The organism is Amycolatopsis pigmentata (genome assembly GCF_042684065.1).
Taxonomy (GTDB): Bacteria; Actinomycetota; Actinomycetes; order Mycobacteriales; family Pseudonocardiaceae; genus Amycolatopsis_E; species Amycolatopsis_E pigmentata.
Window position 1 is genome coordinate 1 of the sequence record NZ_JBHUKR010000028.1, and the last position, 15,210, is coordinate 15,210.

A 15,210-nucleotide genomic window follows, 5' to 3' on the forward strand; every position below is an offset into this window, starting at 1 on the left:
GGTGATCTCGTGTATCTGGGTACACGCGCTGCCGGGAAAGTGTGCTGCGAAGTACCGCCCGTTGCGCTGTTTGATGTACATCTCAGCGCCCTTGCCGTCGCTGGCGGCCGCCTCCTGACACAGGAGGACACGGTCCCCGTGGTGGATCTGGCCGCGCATCGAGCTGATCAAAATAAAGTCCTGCTCGTTCAGTTGGGCGAGATCAAGAACGCGGTTGGTGGGGTTGTGCAGCACGAACGTCGACATCAAGCGCCTCCCTGCGACAACACCAATGATAGAAACAGGCACCGACATCTTCGCGGAGGCCACGCTCGGAGCGACACGTCTCGCCACGAGGTGGGCGCTACTGCGGCATCTGCAACTGGGCGACGAACTGTTCCCGCCCCCGGGAAGAGTTGACGTGAGGCGACAATCAACGAGCTCGGCCGGCTCGCCGCAGCGGCTACTGGTTACGCCGACCGTTGGGTCTCGACCCATATTGCTTGCGCGGTGAATCGCGTCGCAAGGCGAGCGCCGTGTGCATCGACCAGGGACAGCTCCAGGCGCGGCGCGGCCACACATACTGCGTGGCCGCGCCGCTACGTGATCTCCTCAGTGCCTGGTGAGGTGGACGGGGCCTACGTCGACGTTCAGCCCGAACAACCCCGCACCGACGACGAGAACAGCCAAGATCGCGACCAAGGTGGCGATCAGCCGTGCTGTGGTGCCCCAGTCGCTCAACGCGCGACCAGCGAGCGCGGTGAAGCGGTATCCGTTTGTCTTCCCTTCGTCGTTCTGCTCGGCGCGTCGCGGCTTGTCGGTCGGCATGATGCCCGAATGCCGGTCAGCGTGGTGAGAGTGCCGGTCAGCGTCCTGTGGTGGATGACGCTTCATGCCGCGGCCTATCGTCATACGTGTCCTCTACATCGGTTGGCTGAGCTGTTTGGCCGAAGAAGCTGGTAAGCGGTCACTCGGTCGAACAACCTTCTCGGGTCGCCGAATCGGAGGCGGCTCGGTGATCGGCGCCTACCGTCACCGGGCCCAGACCTGATACAGGTCTGACGGACGGTGGCTTCCCCTCGCTACCTGCTGAGGGGAAGCCACCATGCCGAACGTTCCGAAAGGGCGTACCTCAAGACTATGGAGGTCAGCCCTTCTGCGGTCGGGTCGAGCGACAACGAGCCGTGACTTGACGTTAAGAGGATCGTCAGCCTTCGGCCCGGCATGTCTGCCATGCACGTTCTTCCTGGATGGAGGAAGCTCGTGGTCGTGTGGCGACCGCTCGTCGTCCGTCGCGCGCCGCTGGCCACATCTTGTGTCAGGGTTATTCTGACAACGTGAGTCGATGGATCGAGGGTTTCCGGTACCAGAAATACACGGACGCCACGCGAGCTCGGATAGTACTGGCAGCCGAGGCAAGCAAGCTGGCGGATCTTGCTGCTGAACTTGTGCCAATACGTGAGCATGAGTTGCGTGGAGACGGCAGCGTAGCGCCGGACGGCACCTGGGTCGAGACCGCTGCACGGGTGGCTGCCGCTGCGCAGGAACTGCTGACCCGCGCCGTAGTCTTCGCACGCGTCGGCGGCATTAGTTGGCAGCGCGTCGGTGACGAGCTGGAGATAAGTCGCCAGTCCGCGCACGAACGCTATGCCGACGCCGAGCGTCGGTTCCGTGACGAGCTTGCCGAGCTTGCGGATCGGCGGCCTCCTGACGCATCCGAACAGACCAAGTACAGGCTGCATCCAGCCGCCCAGGAGCCGGAGACCACGGCATGGGACCTGGACGAATGGGTGGCACGGCGTCAGGGACTCCCGGGCAGCGATAAGAAAGTGATCTACCCAGTCTCGCAAGGGCTACGTTCGAACGATCAGCGCGTCGAGCTCGCAATCAGACACAAAGATCGGGGTGAACCCGTCAACCACAACAGCGTGCACCTCGAGCGCGCAAGCGACTACAAGTGGTCCGGAGCGTGGCGGGTCGTCACGATCGAGGACAAAGAGCCGATTCTGGTGGGGTACCTCAGCCCGAAATCCGCCAGAAGCAATCGACAAACTGCCAAGAAATGGTACGCCATCACCGCCTCAGAGGTTGATGTGCCGGGCGGCCCGTGGAAGACCCGCAAGGAAGCACTTCTCCACCTACTCAGCCAGCACCAAACAACCCAATAGCATTCGGTGTCGGCTAGTCGATGTGGTGCATCTGCGGACCAGGAGCGCGGCGCCACCCGAAGGGTTTGTCACCTGCAAGGTGCGCGCCTCGGAGCAAGACACCCCCGTGGTTGGGCCACGACGGGTTCGCCAGGTCGCGTCGTACGCGATCGGGGCTGATGTAGTCGAGAACGTTGATGTCGCCGCTCTCGAGGATCAGCGGGCCGGGCACGCCATGGCACCACACCACCGAAACCGGGCCAACGGGGACGCTCTGATAGGAGAAGACCTCCGTGGACTTGGCCTCTGGAAGAGATACTCGATCCGTTCGATGCAGGCGAAGCCCTCGTCCTCGCCCCGGCAGCGGCTACTCAGGCGACCAGTCGTGAGCTGAAGGTAGTCACCGACAACCGACGATCAGATTGCTGAAATGCTGCGGTCCACGTTGCGGCATTACACCCCCTGATTGTCATGCAATTAGCCGACTTCCAAAATTAGTCATCTCCGCGCGCGACACCTACAGGTGGCCCGGATGCTCAACGACATGATCCACTGCCGTGAGTCGCATGCTGTCGCGGATGGGAGTAACCGGTCATCCCGGCATGAAGGCTTCTAGCGGGGGAAGCGCCTGGTTGCACAGGTCTTCGAGGAGCCAGGTCGGCTCGGCCGAGTATGCCGTCGTCCAGTTGCCACACTCGACGTGTGCGTCTTCACGAAGTGCAATGACTGCTGTTTCGCGGACCATGTGGTCGGCGATGAGGCGTCGAATCCCGTTGCCCTGCTCGGTACGGATCGTCTCGTTCTGGTTGGCCGAACCTGTCGCACCCAAGGACACCGTGGCGCTCGATGACAGGATGATCCCAGCGAGGTGTTCGGCGTTGGCGGAGGCCAAGTCGTGCCGGAGCGCGGCTGCCGCGCGGTCAATCCGCTCCGACCAATCCAGGTGGGCCCATTCGGTGAATTGGAAGAAGCCGTCGAGGGCGTCGATGCGCAGCCAGACGGGCAGCGGTCCAGTGCTTTGGCGTGCCTTCCCGTGCACGGCCCGGCCGAGCCGATGCCAGCCATCTCGGGTGAGCGCCGCACCGGCGAACGCAAGGTCGGAACCCTGCGATCCCACCGGCCAGATCTCGGCTCGACCCGCAGCGGATTCGATGACCCGGGGGTTTTCGGCTTCGCCGAACCTGGCTGCGTGTTCGATCGCGTCGATCCATTGGCTGGCCACAGCGATGTCGGGACGATCCGTCAAGCGCACAATGACGCGAATGCCGTATCGAACCTCTAGCGCCGCGACGGCCTGAAAGACATGGTTCTCGTACTCTTCCCAATCGAGGTCGGCCTTGGCGCGAGCGAGGGTGGTCGTCTCTACGAGGAACGACGAGCCTCCCGGCCGCGCAACAAGCAGGTCCGCGCGGTTGGAGCTACCCGGGATTGCCGGCTCGAATGTGATGCAGGTGCCGGGGCCACGTAGTGCGCGGGCAACTTCGAGTTGCAGCATGGCGTGCCGCCAGCCGTCCCCGGTTACGCCCCGCTTCAGCGCTTGGAGAACCTTGCTGAACGTCGGCTCCTGCGCCGCCGTCAGCAGCCGGGTGACCAGTGTCAGGAACTGGGGTAGTGCCGCGACATGGAAGCCGAGCAAGTTCAGTTCGCCCGGCCACCATCCATGGCGTTCGTACTGCCGGCGAGGCCACGACGGGCCAAGCAGTTGTTCCAAGCTGCCGATCGCTTGATCGAGAGCGGCGGCGCCTTCCAGGCTGCATCGGCTCCGGGCGACCCGCTGACGGAGGAGGTCCCAGCTGGGTCCGGTGGCATGCACCACGAGAGGATGCCACGCGGACAACAGACTGGTCATCCGGTATACCGGTACCGGCGAGATGTGCACGAAGCGGGGGACGATGAGAACGAGCGGCGCCGGAGGGCCTCGGAGGTACCAGCCGTTGTCGGACAACGAGCGCTTTGCCGGGTGGAGGGAGCCCCGCGTGTGGTCCGGGGGCTCTGTCTCGTTCGGCTCTGTCGTCGATGGGCTCGTTGACGGTGTCGTCGCCTTTGCCTCGGAGCCACGGGAGTCCTCGCATCGGCGATGCTCGATGCCTGCCGCGATCGGGTGCGTTCCTTGGCTGAGTCACGAGCGCATGACCGCAGCGCTCGCGACGCTCGGCGGCTGCTGCATCGTGATCACCAAAGGCGCGAACGATCTACGAGCCGCGCAAGCGCTGCACGCCAATGGTCACGCTCTGCCTACCAGCTACTTGCCGGGCTTCGATGAGGTCGGGCTCGTTCGCCCTGACGGGCAGCGGCCGATCATCGGCCCGAACGGAGTGGCCGGCGAGTCTCTCGATGAGTTGGGACCGGTGAGGCGAGCCGGTTGGCGCGGCGACAAGTCCGCGCCGTTGATCCATGCCAAACTGCTGGTCCTCGGCGATGCCTGGGGTTACGACGCCGACGAAAACGGCGAGTGGGGACCGCAGTTCCGGTTCCGGCCAAGCCGAGCCTGGCTTGGCTCCGCGAACTGGACTCAAGGCGCCGTCGACCACCTCGAATTCGGGCTCTGGACCGGGGAACAACAACTGGTGGAGCACACCTTCCAATTCCTGCTCGACATGTTGAAGTTCTCCGAACCACTCGAAACCACACACGACAACCCCCAGCCTGAACTCGGCGATGCCGAGTGGGACGACGACGCCTTCGCCGAATACTTCGCCGAAATGAGTGTGTCCGACGACGAGGAAAACTAGCTCGTCCCCTGAGGTTCAGCCCCGACTGTTTGTCTTTGCTCTTCGCAAAGCGACGATTCGGCCGCTCGTCTGGATACCGCGAAGCTTCTCCGGTCCCCAGGGGTTCCGCATGCAGGATTGCCTTGAGTTCGTCTTGGTGCTTCGGGAAAATACAGTGAAGTCATCCCGCCGCCGAAGCACTTAGGCGGGCTCGACGAGTGCCGCGTGAGGACGCCACTCTCGGCCTCAGTCGGCACTTAAGGAAGAAACGACTGCCGAATACCATGCGACTTGGCGGTCGCGCTGATCATTACTTGGCTGCTTTGGAAATCAGCCGCGAGAGGTTTCCGCGGTCGGTGTGCAGGCTGCGCGCAAGGTCCGCGACAGACATACTGGGCTGGTAGCTGAATGCCCGCAACGCGCCCTCCAGTGACACGCGGGCCTGGCCGGCGAGGGCTTGCGCTGACTCGCGCCGCAGCCAAGCGTCAATAATCTTCGGAGTCATTGCCGGGAATTCGCGCATTCTGTCATACAACGTGAGGTCGTTCGCCAGCGCATCGACCGCCTCGGCGTACTGCGCATAGGCCAACAACACGTCCTCGACCACCGTCGCGTCGACACGGTAGCCGGGATGGGTGCGGAAGATCGTGAACGCGTCCACGCCGCGAGCGAGCACGACGACTTCGGCATTCCAGCCGACGGCTTGGGAGAACACGTCCCGGTTGATCACCGACCGGAGCATGATGCGACGAGCATCCTGGACTGCGGCGTCTTCACTGTCGTAGCCCCCGTAGATTGCTACTGTTTCCGTGTCTTCACCTGGTCCGACGATGTTCGCCAGCGGTGCCTTTAGCTCGATGCCCTCAGTGCGGTATTTCTCGACCAACTCGTCGCCGCGCTTTTTCTGCTCCTCGGTGTGGCGGAACTTCCGCACTCCCACCACTAGACCCGACGGCGTGCGAAACGCACCTGTCGCCACACCGCTCGCCTCGTACGAGTCCACCTCGTCGACACCTTCGTCCTCCCAGCGCTCGTCCTGCTCCATCAGCTTGACGAGTTCGGCCTCGCTGTCCAACCATTCACCGCGTGGCTCCAGTGCCGGTAGCAGTGTCGTGAAGTCCATGGCCCCCACCTCTAGATTCCGTGTTTCGTGTACACGATACACGGATGTTGTGAGCATGGGCAAGTCACCTGCCACGTTCTCCGCCGACATCCGGCTGTAGCGGATCATTCTCGCGCGCGGGAAGAGCGACGTACTCGCTATGTAGAGGACATGCGAACGGTGCAATCGCTGCCGCGTTTGGGTTGGCTGCGCTACGCATGTGACACACGCGTGGCAGTCCGTCCACGCCGGTGGTGTGTCGTCGTTGGGCGCGTGGGCTTTCTGAGCGCGTGAGCCAGCTCTCGCCATTGAGCACGCTGGGGGTGGTGGTGCGGACGAGGGCTGACTTCGGCAGTAGCAGCCAGGACCGCGAGCAGCGAGACGTGTACGAAGCGGGGGCCGAGGGGAACGAACGGCGATCGGACCATGCCCCAAGGTGCGACGTTCACCCGGGCCGGGACCGGCGTTCGAGTCGCCCTCGTGACAGCGTTCGTGGCCCGAAGTGCGCGGGAACAGGCCCTTTGCACATCAAACCGGCTCGTTCCCCAGTGGTCGGCATTGGCGTAAGGCGCCGGCGTGGTCGGTTCGCGCAATCGGGACAAGCAATGGGCGGAAATCGGCGCCGACATAATCCAATTCCGGAGTGGTCGGTGGTGCCGAGGTTGGCCACGACTGCATTTGGTGGGTTCGGCTCCATGAAGTTTCACCTGGGATTAGGGTGGTTCGGGTGACATGGCTTGAAGCGGCACTGTGGGGCTTGGCTGGTGGTTTTGTTGTGGAGGGCCTTGACCTATATACCGCAGTGCGCCGACATGGGAAGTGGCCATGGCGTGTGACCGGGACTGGGCCAGCGGCCGGGCTTACTGGGTACGTCGTAGCGGAACTGGTCCGGTTGCTAATTGGGGGCGTTCTTGCTGCTGGTGCAGCCGCGTCTAGTCAGGTCTCCGGCGCAGTTGCCGCTTTGGCCATCGGCGTCGCGGCACCGGTGATGGTTGAGCGGCTGACTGCACTGATCCCCCTGCCTGCTGCCCAGACCGTCAAATCTTCGCGACAAGAATCGCCCGCGCACACCACAGGCGCGACCTCGTTTGACAAGGAATCGAAGCAGATCAACGGGCAATTGCCGGGTCAGGGCGTGTTATCAGAGCGTGACTGGAAAGCGACGGAGGGTGTTTGACGTGCGCCGATACTCGCTGGCCGCGCAGATCCTTGCCGTGCTCTCGCGTCGCGCATCGGGTTTCCATCTGGAGTCTGGAGAACCTGTCTCATTTCCCGACCGCCTCGCAGCGCTTCTGTGGCAACGGCAATCAGCGCCAACCGACCTGGCGCCCGCCCAATCACCAACCAACTCAGGACCTCCTGCTGGCTCGAGTCCGATCACTATCAGCAATCTTGCGGAACTTGTCGGTGTGCTACGGACAGGGGTGGACTTATCTCGTGCGCACTTGGTGGGAGCGATGTTGGCAGGGGCGAAACTGAAAGGTGTGAACTTGTCTGGGGCGTTGCTGACCAAAGCGGACCTGCCGAGTGCGGATCTGTCCTTGGCGAACCTGCGTGAGGCTGACTTGTCGGGCGCGAACCTAATTGCAGCAAACCTGAGCGAGGCTTACCTGTCCAGGGCGAACCTGCGGCAAGCGTACCTATTCGGGGCAAACCTCTACAAAGCGGAACTTGTCAGCGCGAACCTGACTGGGGCGGAATTGATCAGAGCGAACTTGACCGGAGCGGAACTGCGCGGGGCAAACTTGACTGCAGCGGATCTGCGCGGCGCCCGCCTGGGCAAAGCAGATCTGCCCGGGGCGGATCTGACGAGCGTCGCTTGGAATGAACAAACCGTCTGGCCCGACGTGCTCGTCGACCGAATCAGAAAGAACTCACGTCGCGGAAGGTCGCAGGGGGAATTCGTTTTCACCGGAGATGGCAGGGAGCGCCCACCAGTCCTGCCGGTCTAGGAATTGAGTCACACCTGTTGTGCGACAGCGCAGGAGGAGCCCGGCAATACCGGGCGTTGTCGGTCAACGAACGCCTCGCGGAGTGAGCGACATGTAGATGGCCCACCCGGGCGACCTTCGCGGGGACTGTCCCCGCTGGCGCGGGAGTGACGACGGAAACCACGACGAGACGCTGGCTGCGAAGGCATTATTGAAAGTACAGAACCGTCCTGTCGGCGCTTTGGTTGATGGTTTGAGCGATTGGTCCGCGGATCCGCATGCACGTCCGAGCGTCTTTGACCGCAACGTTGTCGAAGTCGTATGAACCGCCCAGGATGAAGAACCGTAACGGGATGAGCCGTTGGTCTGGTGTGAGTGCGCCGTGCTCGTCTTGCCAGGCCGTCGCGTAGGCGCGGGTTCCGTTGACGTCTGGGTCTTCCCATAGCCACGCTGCCCAAGCCTCGAGCGATTCCCCGATCGGGATGCGTTCGGCTGTTTCGGGATCGAAGACGACCACGGTGTGCCTGTTGTCGATGGCGAACTGCCGGCCGAAGAGGTCTTGCCCGACGCAGAACAGTCCGTCGGCGAGCCCGCCGTAATTGTCTTTCCAGGCCTCGGTGGTGTTCCACTCCTGGAGTTCCGGTCCGAGCCCGGGCTCGCCCGCACGGTAGATCTGGATGCCCGCGTTGAACACGAAGAAGCCGTTCTTGGCGCTGAGCAGGTCCGCGAGTTCGGCGAGTGGACCGCGTTCGACGCCGAGGTCGACCTGGCGGGGTTGCCCAGTCGGCCCGCGCGAGCGGTCGAGCAAAGGTTGAAGCGCTGGGGTCACGGCGCGACTCCTGGGACGCGGCTGATGTCGACGGTCGCCAGGATGGCGCTGCGGAGTTGCTCGGTGGCCGCGGGGCGCAGGAGTGGTTGGAGGCAGGGTTCGGTGGGGACGAGGTCCCAGGGTTCGTAGGGTGCCCAGTCGGGGAGCGCGTCGGTGAGGAAGGCCGTGGCCAGTTCGGTCTGGCCGCGTTTGCTGAGTTCGCCGGCCATCCAGACGGCGACGTACCACTGCGGCGGATAGTGCTTGGTGGCTTCGAACAGGTGGAGCGCGGTCGGGAACTGGCGCCGGTTATGGGCGGCGTTGTAGAGGCGCGTGCGTTCGGCGTCGGTGAGATCGGCCGGGGGCTGGTCGGCCAGTGCCTGGTCGCGGGGTTTGAAGGGTTGTGGTTGTTTGCCCCAGACGTAGCCGCCGGTCAGTTCGTGCGGTGGGTGGGTGAGCAGGGAGGCGAGGAGCCATCCGAATCGTTTGCCCATGACGCTGTCGGGTGGCATGTAAGCCCGTGCCGCGACGAGGCGGGGTCCGGGGTCGGCACCGTGGCGGTCGGCGGCGGCCAGGAACGCGCTGTCGAAGGGGTAGTCGCGGCCGAAGAGTCGGCCGGGTTCGTCGGCGAGATCGCGGATGGTGGTTGTGGCGAGTTGTTCGGCGTCATCGAAGCGGTCGTGCCACCACAGCAGTTCGATCGCCGCGGCGGCGGCAGGCCACACCTGATCTGCTGGGCGATCTCGCTTGGCCGCCACTTCGAGCAGCCGGTCCAGCTCTTTCATCCGGTCGTGTAGCCCCTTCTTGTCCCTATCCGACATCGATGCGGACCTTGTCACCGTTGTCGAGTCCGAACGTTCGCGCCTGGTTTCCCATCGACGCACCGGCGCCCCGGTTGTCGCTGGCGCTGATGTACTTCACGCTCGCCCCGTCGCCACCCTCTTCGAACATCGCCGGCGGGTATTCATCGCGGTCGAGCCGCTCGCCGCCCCGGCCGGGTATGCCGTTGAGGGCTTCGCGCCGGTTGATATCCGCGCCCGGCCGGTCCACCGTGACCTCCGAGGGTAGCGGCGTTCCATTGTCATCGACGCTCCGGCCGCGCCAGATCGTGCCACTTTGTGCCTCTTCGATGTGCTCGGCCGACTCCGGATACTTGTTCTCGTCGATGACGATGCGCTGCGGCCTCTTCGGCCTGAGATCGTGACCGCTGATGTCATCGCCGAGATCACCGATCCAGCCGGACACGGTGGTGCCTGCGTCGCGGAAGCCACGGTGGATGGCATCTTCAGCGACATCGCCCGCGTGGACGATGGCCCGGTCGGCGTCGTGCAGCGACGAGGCCATGGTGTGGCCGGCCTGGTTGAGCGTGTCGATGCCGGTGGCGTCGCCGAGGTTGTCGAGGACGCCGCCGATCATCTGCCCGGCATCGTCGACGATCCCGCCTGCGGCGTGGGTGGCCAGGTCGACGATGTCGGTGGGCAGGTAGCCGATGTTGTCGACGGCCTTGGCGACCGTGTCACCGAGGGAGTGCAGGCCCTCGTCGATCTGCTCGCCCGTCCAGTCAGCGGCCGAGGTGAAGGCGTTGCCGATGTCATCGAGGAACGTGGGTTCCTGCGGGGCATGCTCTTGGGCCCGATCGACAGCACCAACCGCTTCGTAGCCCGCGCTGTCCAGCTGGGCGCGGGCCCGGTTGAGGGTCTGCCGCGCCTGCTCCCGCGTGGCCTCGCCCGGATCCTGGAAGGGCTGTTCGGCGGGCGGGGGTTGTCCGTTGGCTGCGGCATGCTGGGCTGCCGCGGCCGTGGCCCGGTCGTGCTGGGTTCTGGCCTGGGCCGTGGTCTGCTCACCCTGCTGCCACAGCCGGATGGCGTCACCGGCTTGGCCTTGTGCCCACTCCAGGGTGCCGGCGTAGCTGTTGATCGCGGTGGCCGCGGCGTGAAAGGCGTCGCCGGCGTCGAGCCAGCGCTGTGGTTCGTCCTGGAAGCGGCGGTGGAACGCATCAGCTGCTTTGCCGGTCCAGCCCCCGGTGTCCAGGCGCTTGAGTCCATCGCCGATCTGGCGCATGGTGTCGCCATAGGTTGTCAGGTGCACCGTGGACTTGCGGATCTCGCCCGGCTCGCCGGGGATCAGAGCTTTCGGGTCCGTGGTCTGGCCAAGGTCGGGCATACCCGGCTCACTCCATGCTCTCGACGGCCCGATCGTCGCCGAGACCGTCAAGCAACCCGGAGAGTTGATGCTGGTGCGCGGTGTCGATCTCGATGTACGCGCCAGCGGCATTGACCAGTCGCTGGGAGAGCTGCTTGCCATCCTTGGTCAAATTCTCGACGCCGACATTCCAGCGTGTCGTGAACGACTCGTAGGAGTCAGCAAGTGCGGCGTGACCAACGAAGGAGCGCTGGCAGTCGATATCCTCGACCTTCAGTTCCTCGAGTGCGGCCAGCAGGTCCGCCAGCCCGAGTCCCGCGTCCTTCAAGGCGTTGACGTCGACATGGAATCCGTCGCCCGGTGTGGTCACCGCCGCCCCCTCTCCTCAGCGCGGTCAGCCACAAGAGTGGCACCAGAGCCGAGCGTAGTGGCTCGGAGTATTCGGGCGGCTGCTTTGTGTGCATCGTTCACGAGTGCACACGCACCAAGGCGGACAGCCGGGAGGTAGGCCGCTGGTGCGGACCACCTTGAACTTTTCCGGCTATGGTCCGCCAAGCGCACCAGGCCGTGGGCGGTTGTCGTCACCATGCCGAACACTTGCTCGCGGTGTCGCGAGTGATGAACCAGTGAACGCTACCGTCGGCCGGACGGACGAGGTAGGCAGGGACTTGCGTGACTTCGCCGAGCGGAACACCGTGATAGGCAGACCGAAAGGCGTCCGCCTTGTCCTCGCCAGTAACCAAGAAGACGATGTGCCGTGCCGCGTTCAGCAACGGCAGGGTGGTGGTGATCCGCTCGACAAGGGGCGGGCGAGAGCCAGGAGCTGTTTCGACGACCAGGCATTCCGTTTCATCCACTGCAGGGTTTCCCGGGAAGAGCGATGCCGTGTGCCCGTCGCGGCCAAGGCCCAGTAAGACGAGATCTAACGCAGGTACACCGTCCGTCGGTGTGCCGGTCGTTTCCCGGAGGATGTGCTCGTACTCGTCGGCGATCAGCCAACCGTCGCCCAGCGAGACCGGTACCGGATGGATGTTATTTTCGTCGATCGGGACATGCGCCAGTAGAAATTTGCGTGTCATCCCGTAATTGCTGTCAGGATGCGAGAGGGGGACGAGGCGCTCGTCGCCCCAATAGACTGACCAGGCCGCCCAATTCGTCCGAGAGCGATACGGGGTGCTGGATAGGACCTGGTACAGCCGACGCGAGGTCGACCCGCCAGCGAGGGCGACTCTGAATACCCCCTGCTCCTCGATGGTATATTTCGCTATGCGCAGAACTGCCTCGGCTGCCGCCGTGCTCAGTTCATCGAGCGTGTCGAAAATGCTAACATCTTTGCGCACTTTATGTTTCCATTGCTGCTTGGTGATATTTTTCAGAAAATTGGCGAGACTGCCCAGATGATCGCGGCCGCAAGTACGGTGATCAACGCGGCGACCAAAATGATGGAACCAGGGCGTCCTGTTATACCTGGCGCGTCTTCCGGAATCGCGATCCGGCAATCGAGGGCCACGTCAACGCACAACGGGCAACATCGGTCGTTTCCTTCAGGGCCGCGGGTGTGTGCGGGGTAGATGTGGTTGCACATGGCCAGTAGTTGTCCTGATCCGTTGAAGGCACCGCCCGACAGGTGTGCCGTCCTTCTTTCAGGATCGGTTCGCCATTCAAGTATCTGGCCTGCGGCTGGCGGAAATCTGGTCAATCTCGTGCGCGCGTTCATCGTTGCTTTATCCAGGAGCCATGGGTGGATTGGGTTGGTAGAAGCCGGCCGACCAGTGCGGCGCTGCTCAGGCGCAGGGATCTGATGTTGCATTGCAGCGTCAAGGCGACGTGGGTCATTAGACGTTCGTCGGTGTTACACGTCGATCGTGACGCGGACGGGGCAGTGGTCGGATTCGGGGTGCTGTGGGTCGAGTTGTTGGACGAGGTAGGAGCCGGGCACGATAGCGTCGCGCCAGGGCTCGTTGACGATGAATCCGTCGATCGTTGCCTGCTGTCGGCCGGTGGCGGTGGGCAGGTTGGTGGGTGTGGTGTCGCCGGCGAGTTCGGCGACCCAGTGGAAGCCGATCCCGCCGTCGCGTCGGCCGTTGTTCCAGTAGCCGCAGAGGTAGTCCAGCGCGCGGGTGTCCGGGCGGAACGGCCCGGTTTGTGCTTGGCCGTGCTGCCAGAGTATGCGGTTCGCGCGCCGCCATGCGATGTCGTACTGGTCCAGGTCCCTGTGTTCCCACTGGGGGCCAGACGGGGTGGAGTTCCAGTCCATCCCGATCACACACGGGAACTCGGGGTTGGCCAGCGGACGCAGCTCCTGGGCGTCCAGCAGCCGCTGCAGGCCGCCGGAGAGGTCACCGTGCCCGGTCACGACCCGCCAGACATCCGCTCGGCCGGGGATGCGGGCTTCCAGGACGTTGCGGCGGCGAGCGGCGTAGCCAGGCTGGTGCGGCTGGCGGAACCGCCACACTTCCACGGCCTGCAAGTCGACGAAGATCGCAGGCGCGAAATCCCCCCAGTCGCGGGGCAGGTGACACATCAGCGGCGTGTAGGGTCGCCCGCCGGCGGCGCGCATTGCCGCGGCGGCACCCCACTTGCCGGCTCCGCCGTCCCAGTCGTAACGGTCGGCTTCGCCGAGGATCAGGATGTGGGGCCAACGATCGTCTTCGCCGATGACGCGGCAGAGGGGTTCGAAGTTGTAGTTGCCGCCTTCACCGACGTCGTTGGCATGGGTGCGGCCGCCGTGGGCGTAGTTCCAGTAGCAGACATCGATCGCGGTCACGCGGGTAGCTCCATCGTCCACAGCTTCAGGCGGTGATCGGAGGGTGGCGTCCGGTCGGGAGGCGGGATTTCGACGCGGACGGAGCCTCGTACCACGCCGCCCTGCCAGGCGCGGTTGTGCAGCGCCCAGTCGATCAGGAGGCCGGAGCCGCCGGGGTTGTGCGGCCCGGTGTTGACCGTCGGGAGGAGGGCGTTCTCCGCGTCCGGGCCGGTGACGCCGAAGGCTTCTTCACAGGCGTGGAACAGCGGGTTCCCGGTGCGTTTCCCGTCGTGGCCGCCCGCCCAGGGGTCGAGGAGGTAGTCCAGGGCGTCGGTGTCGGGTACCCAGATGCCGTCGATGTTCTTGCCTTTGTGGGGTTTCTTGTCTTCGGGTACTTGGTCCCAGTGGCGGGTCAGGTGGGGTCCGCTGGCGATGCCGTTGAGATCACCGGCATACACCGTTGGGAGGGGGTCGGTGCCGTAGCGGGCGTCCTGTTTCGCGACCTCGAGCCGCGCCACGCCGGACGCATAGGGCCAGTGCGCGGCCTTGAGCTGGAACTGCGACCGATGACGTCCTCGCGGGTGAAACAGCGCTAGGTTTCGGCGGTCGAGGACCTCGTGGTGCCGGTCGCCCCAGAATTCCAGGGCCAGCTCCGCCGCGTCATAGAACACGACCGGCGGGCTCGGGATCTGCGGCAGCCAGCCGGCCAGCGGCACATACGGGCGCCCGAGCTGGTCACTGAGCACGTGGGCCGCGAACAGCGCCGCGGCTTGGCCGTCGTCATCCCATTTCCAGCCTTCGCACACGGTGATCAGGTGCGGGGCATCGCCGACGGTGGGCGCCATCATCTCCCGCAACAGCTGGAAGTTGTAGAACCCGCGGTTGAGGATCGGCCCGATGGACGGGCCGGGGCAGGACCAACCTCCCTGGTGGAGGTTGGCCAGTGCGCACTTCAGCTCCCGCATCGGTAAGCCCCTTCGGTCAGCGTGGCGTTGAACCCGTGCAGCGCGGGAATGGTGTCCCGGATGCTGGTGCCGAGCGCGACGGTCCGGGAGGTCAACGGGTTGGGCCAGGTGGATGGGTGCGGTGGTTGTTCGCGGGTCGCCAGGTGCAGGGCGTAGCAGCCGGCGTTGGCCGCACCGAGGATGTCGTTGGACCATTGGTCGCCGACGTGGAGGATCTCGTTGGTCCTGAGACCGAGGTCGCTGGCGATCTGCTGCCACAGCCTGGGGTCGGGCTTGCGCATTCCCATCGCGTAAGAGGTGTAGATCCGGCTGACCGTGGGCAGTCGAGCCTGCAGGGCGTGTATCCGGTGCGCGGCCGTCACGGGTCCGTTGGACAGCACCACCACCGGGAAACCCATGTCCCGCAGCTCCGCCACCACGCCGGCCGCGCCGTCGAAGGCATCAAAGCCGCAGACATGCCAGGGTTCCGGTCCTGGCCATCGGCCGGGGTCGATCAGCAATGCACCGCAGACCTTTTCGACGACCGCGTCGGTGATCACGGGGGTGCAGTTGAGCATCCACCGGATCCGGTCGAACTCGGGATCGCCCGGTGCACGTAGTGACAAGGGTTGCAGAACCTGTTCGATGGTTGGGCCAGTAAAGCGTCCCAAGGTGCCGCCTGCGTCACATACGACAGCGC

General features: G+C 64.5%; 16 protein-coding genes. 4 read left to right on the plus strand and 12 right to left on the minus strand.

All coding sequences use genetic code 11. From position 1 onward, the window contains the following. The coding region (locus tag ACFSXZ_RS39320) for a hypothetical protein (RefSeq protein WP_378271454.1) at positions 1 to 246 on the minus strand (246 nt) is incomplete at its 3' end. A gap of 345 nt (positions 247 to 591) precedes the next feature. Continuing rightward, positions 592 to 807, minus strand: coding sequence for a hypothetical protein (locus ACFSXZ_RS39325; RefSeq protein ID WP_378271455.1), 216 nt, complete (start codon positions 805 to 807; stop codon positions 592 to 594). A 509-nt stretch (positions 808 to 1,316) separates the two neighbouring features. Between ACFSXZ_RS39325 and ACFSXZ_RS39330 the strand changes: the two genes are divergently transcribed. Further along, on the plus strand, positions 1,317 to 2,147 hold the full coding sequence (locus ACFSXZ_RS39330; RefSeq protein WP_378271456.1) for a hypothetical protein: 831 nt from the start codon (positions 1,317 to 1,319) through the stop codon (positions 2,145 to 2,147). A 571-nt stretch (positions 2,148 to 2,718) separates the two neighbouring features. Here ACFSXZ_RS39330 and ACFSXZ_RS39335 read toward each other — a convergent pair. Next, positions 2,719 to 3,975: a hypothetical protein gene (locus tag ACFSXZ_RS39335; protein ID WP_378271458.1), complete on the minus strand. Its 1,257-nt coding sequence runs from the start codon at positions 3,973 to 3,975 to the stop codon at positions 2,719 to 2,721. Between the two features lie 280 nt (positions 3,976 to 4,255). Between ACFSXZ_RS39335 and ACFSXZ_RS39340 the strand changes: the two genes are divergently transcribed. Beyond that, positions 4,256 to 4,858 (plus strand): hypothetical protein, encoded by a 603-nt coding sequence (locus ACFSXZ_RS39340; RefSeq protein ID WP_378271459.1) that lies wholly within the window; start codon positions 4,256 to 4,258, stop codon positions 4,856 to 4,858. A 289-nt stretch (positions 4,859 to 5,147) separates the two neighbouring features. Here the strand turns inward: ACFSXZ_RS39340 and ACFSXZ_RS39345 are convergent, their stop codons facing one another. Then, entirely contained in the window at positions 5,148 to 5,960 is an 813-nt protein-coding gene (locus ACFSXZ_RS39345; protein WP_378271461.1) for a hypothetical protein, read from the minus strand. A gap of 940 nt (positions 5,961 to 6,900) precedes the next feature. Here ACFSXZ_RS39345 and ACFSXZ_RS39350 point away from each other — a divergent pair. Both ACFSXZ_RS39350 and ACFSXZ_RS39355 read left to right on the plus strand, forming a co-directional pair. Then, the gene (locus tag ACFSXZ_RS39350; protein ID WP_378271462.1) at positions 6,901 to 7,116 is read left to right on the plus strand and encodes a hypothetical protein; all 216 of its coding nucleotides are present in this window, start codon (positions 6,901 to 6,903) and stop codon (positions 7,114 to 7,116) included. Between the two features lie 247 nt (positions 7,117 to 7,363). Further along, positions 7,364 to 7,891 carry a pentapeptide repeat-containing protein gene (locus ACFSXZ_RS39355; protein ID WP_378271513.1) on the plus strand — a complete coding sequence of 176 codons (528 nt, stop codon included), beginning with the start codon at positions 7,364 to 7,366 and terminating at the stop codon, positions 7,889 to 7,891. A 187-nt stretch (positions 7,892 to 8,078) separates the two neighbouring features. On the opposite strand, the gene ACFSXZ_RS39360 is transcribed toward ACFSXZ_RS39355, so the two are convergent. From ACFSXZ_RS39360 to ACFSXZ_RS39395, 8 genes are all read right to left on the minus strand, one after another. Continuing rightward, positions 8,079 to 8,699, minus strand: a complete 621-nt coding sequence (locus tag ACFSXZ_RS39360) for an SMI1/KNR4 family protein (RefSeq protein ID WP_378271463.1) — start codon at positions 8,697 to 8,699, stop codon at positions 8,079 to 8,081. Continuing rightward, positions 8,696 to 9,499: a hypothetical protein gene (locus ACFSXZ_RS39365; RefSeq protein WP_378271464.1), complete on the minus strand. Its 804-nt coding sequence runs from the start codon at positions 9,497 to 9,499 to the stop codon at positions 8,696 to 8,698. Before ACFSXZ_RS39365 ends, ACFSXZ_RS39360 begins: the two co-directional genes overlap by 4 nt. Beyond that, entirely contained in the window at positions 9,489 to 10,841 is a 1,353-nt protein-coding gene (locus ACFSXZ_RS39370; RefSeq protein ID WP_378271465.1) for a putative T7SS-secreted protein, read from the minus strand. The genes ACFSXZ_RS39365 and ACFSXZ_RS39370 overlap by 11 nt, the downstream gene beginning before the upstream one ends. Before the next feature lie 7 nt (positions 10,842 to 10,848). Continuing rightward, positions 10,849 to 11,190, minus strand: a complete 342-nt coding sequence (locus tag ACFSXZ_RS39375; RefSeq protein ID WP_378271467.1) for a hypothetical protein — start codon at positions 11,188 to 11,190, stop codon at positions 10,849 to 10,851. A 211-nt stretch (positions 11,191 to 11,401) separates the two neighbouring features. Continuing rightward, positions 11,402 to 12,319, minus strand: a complete 918-nt coding sequence (pgl, locus tag ACFSXZ_RS39380; protein WP_378271468.1) for a 6-phosphogluconolactonase — start codon at positions 12,317 to 12,319, stop codon at positions 11,402 to 11,404. Positions 12,320 to 12,672: 353 nt separating this feature from the next. Further along, positions 12,673 to 13,587 (minus strand): hypothetical protein, encoded by a 915-nt coding sequence (locus ACFSXZ_RS39385; RefSeq protein ID WP_378271470.1) that lies wholly within the window; start codon positions 13,585 to 13,587, stop codon positions 12,673 to 12,675. Then, a complete protein-coding gene (locus ACFSXZ_RS39390) occupies positions 13,584 to 14,531 on the minus strand; it encodes a hypothetical protein (protein ID WP_378271472.1) in 948 nt (315 codons plus the stop codon). The genes ACFSXZ_RS39385 and ACFSXZ_RS39390 overlap by 4 nt, the downstream gene beginning before the upstream one ends. Continuing rightward, entirely contained in the window at positions 14,519 to 15,136 is a 618-nt protein-coding gene (locus tag ACFSXZ_RS39395) for an HAD family hydrolase (RefSeq protein WP_378271473.1), read from the minus strand. Before ACFSXZ_RS39395 ends, ACFSXZ_RS39390 begins: the two co-directional genes overlap by 13 nt. Positions 15,137 to 15,210 lie beyond the last annotated feature (74 nt).

Excerpts from the sequence above, each read along its gene's own strand:
- ACFSXZ_RS39390 (WP_378271472.1), bottom strand. The coding sequence starts at position 14,531 with ATGCGGGAGCTGAAGTGCGCACTGGCCAACCTCCACCAGGGAGGTTGG.
- ACFSXZ_RS39345 (WP_378271461.1), bottom strand. The coding sequence starts at position 5,960 with ATGGACTTCACGACACTGCTACCGGCACTGGAGCCACGCGGTGAATGG.
- ACFSXZ_RS39335 (WP_378271458.1), bottom strand. The coding sequence starts at position 3,975 with ATGACCAGTCTGTTGTCCGCGTGGCATCCTCTCGTGGTGCATGCCACC.
- ACFSXZ_RS39370 (WP_378271465.1), bottom strand. The coding sequence starts at position 10,841 with ATGCCCGACCTTGGCCAGACCACGGACCCGAAAGCTCTGATCCCCGGC.
- ACFSXZ_RS39365 (WP_378271464.1), bottom strand. The coding sequence starts at position 9,499 with ATGTCGGATAGGGACAAGAAGGGGCTACACGACCGGATGAAAGAGCTG.
- ACFSXZ_RS39340 (WP_378271459.1), top strand. The coding sequence starts at position 4,256 with ATGACCGCAGCGCTCGCGACGCTCGGCGGCTGCTGCATCGTGATCACC.
- ACFSXZ_RS39325 (WP_378271455.1), bottom strand. The coding sequence starts at position 807 with ATGCCGACCGACAAGCCGCGACGCGCCGAGCAGAACGACGAAGGGAAG.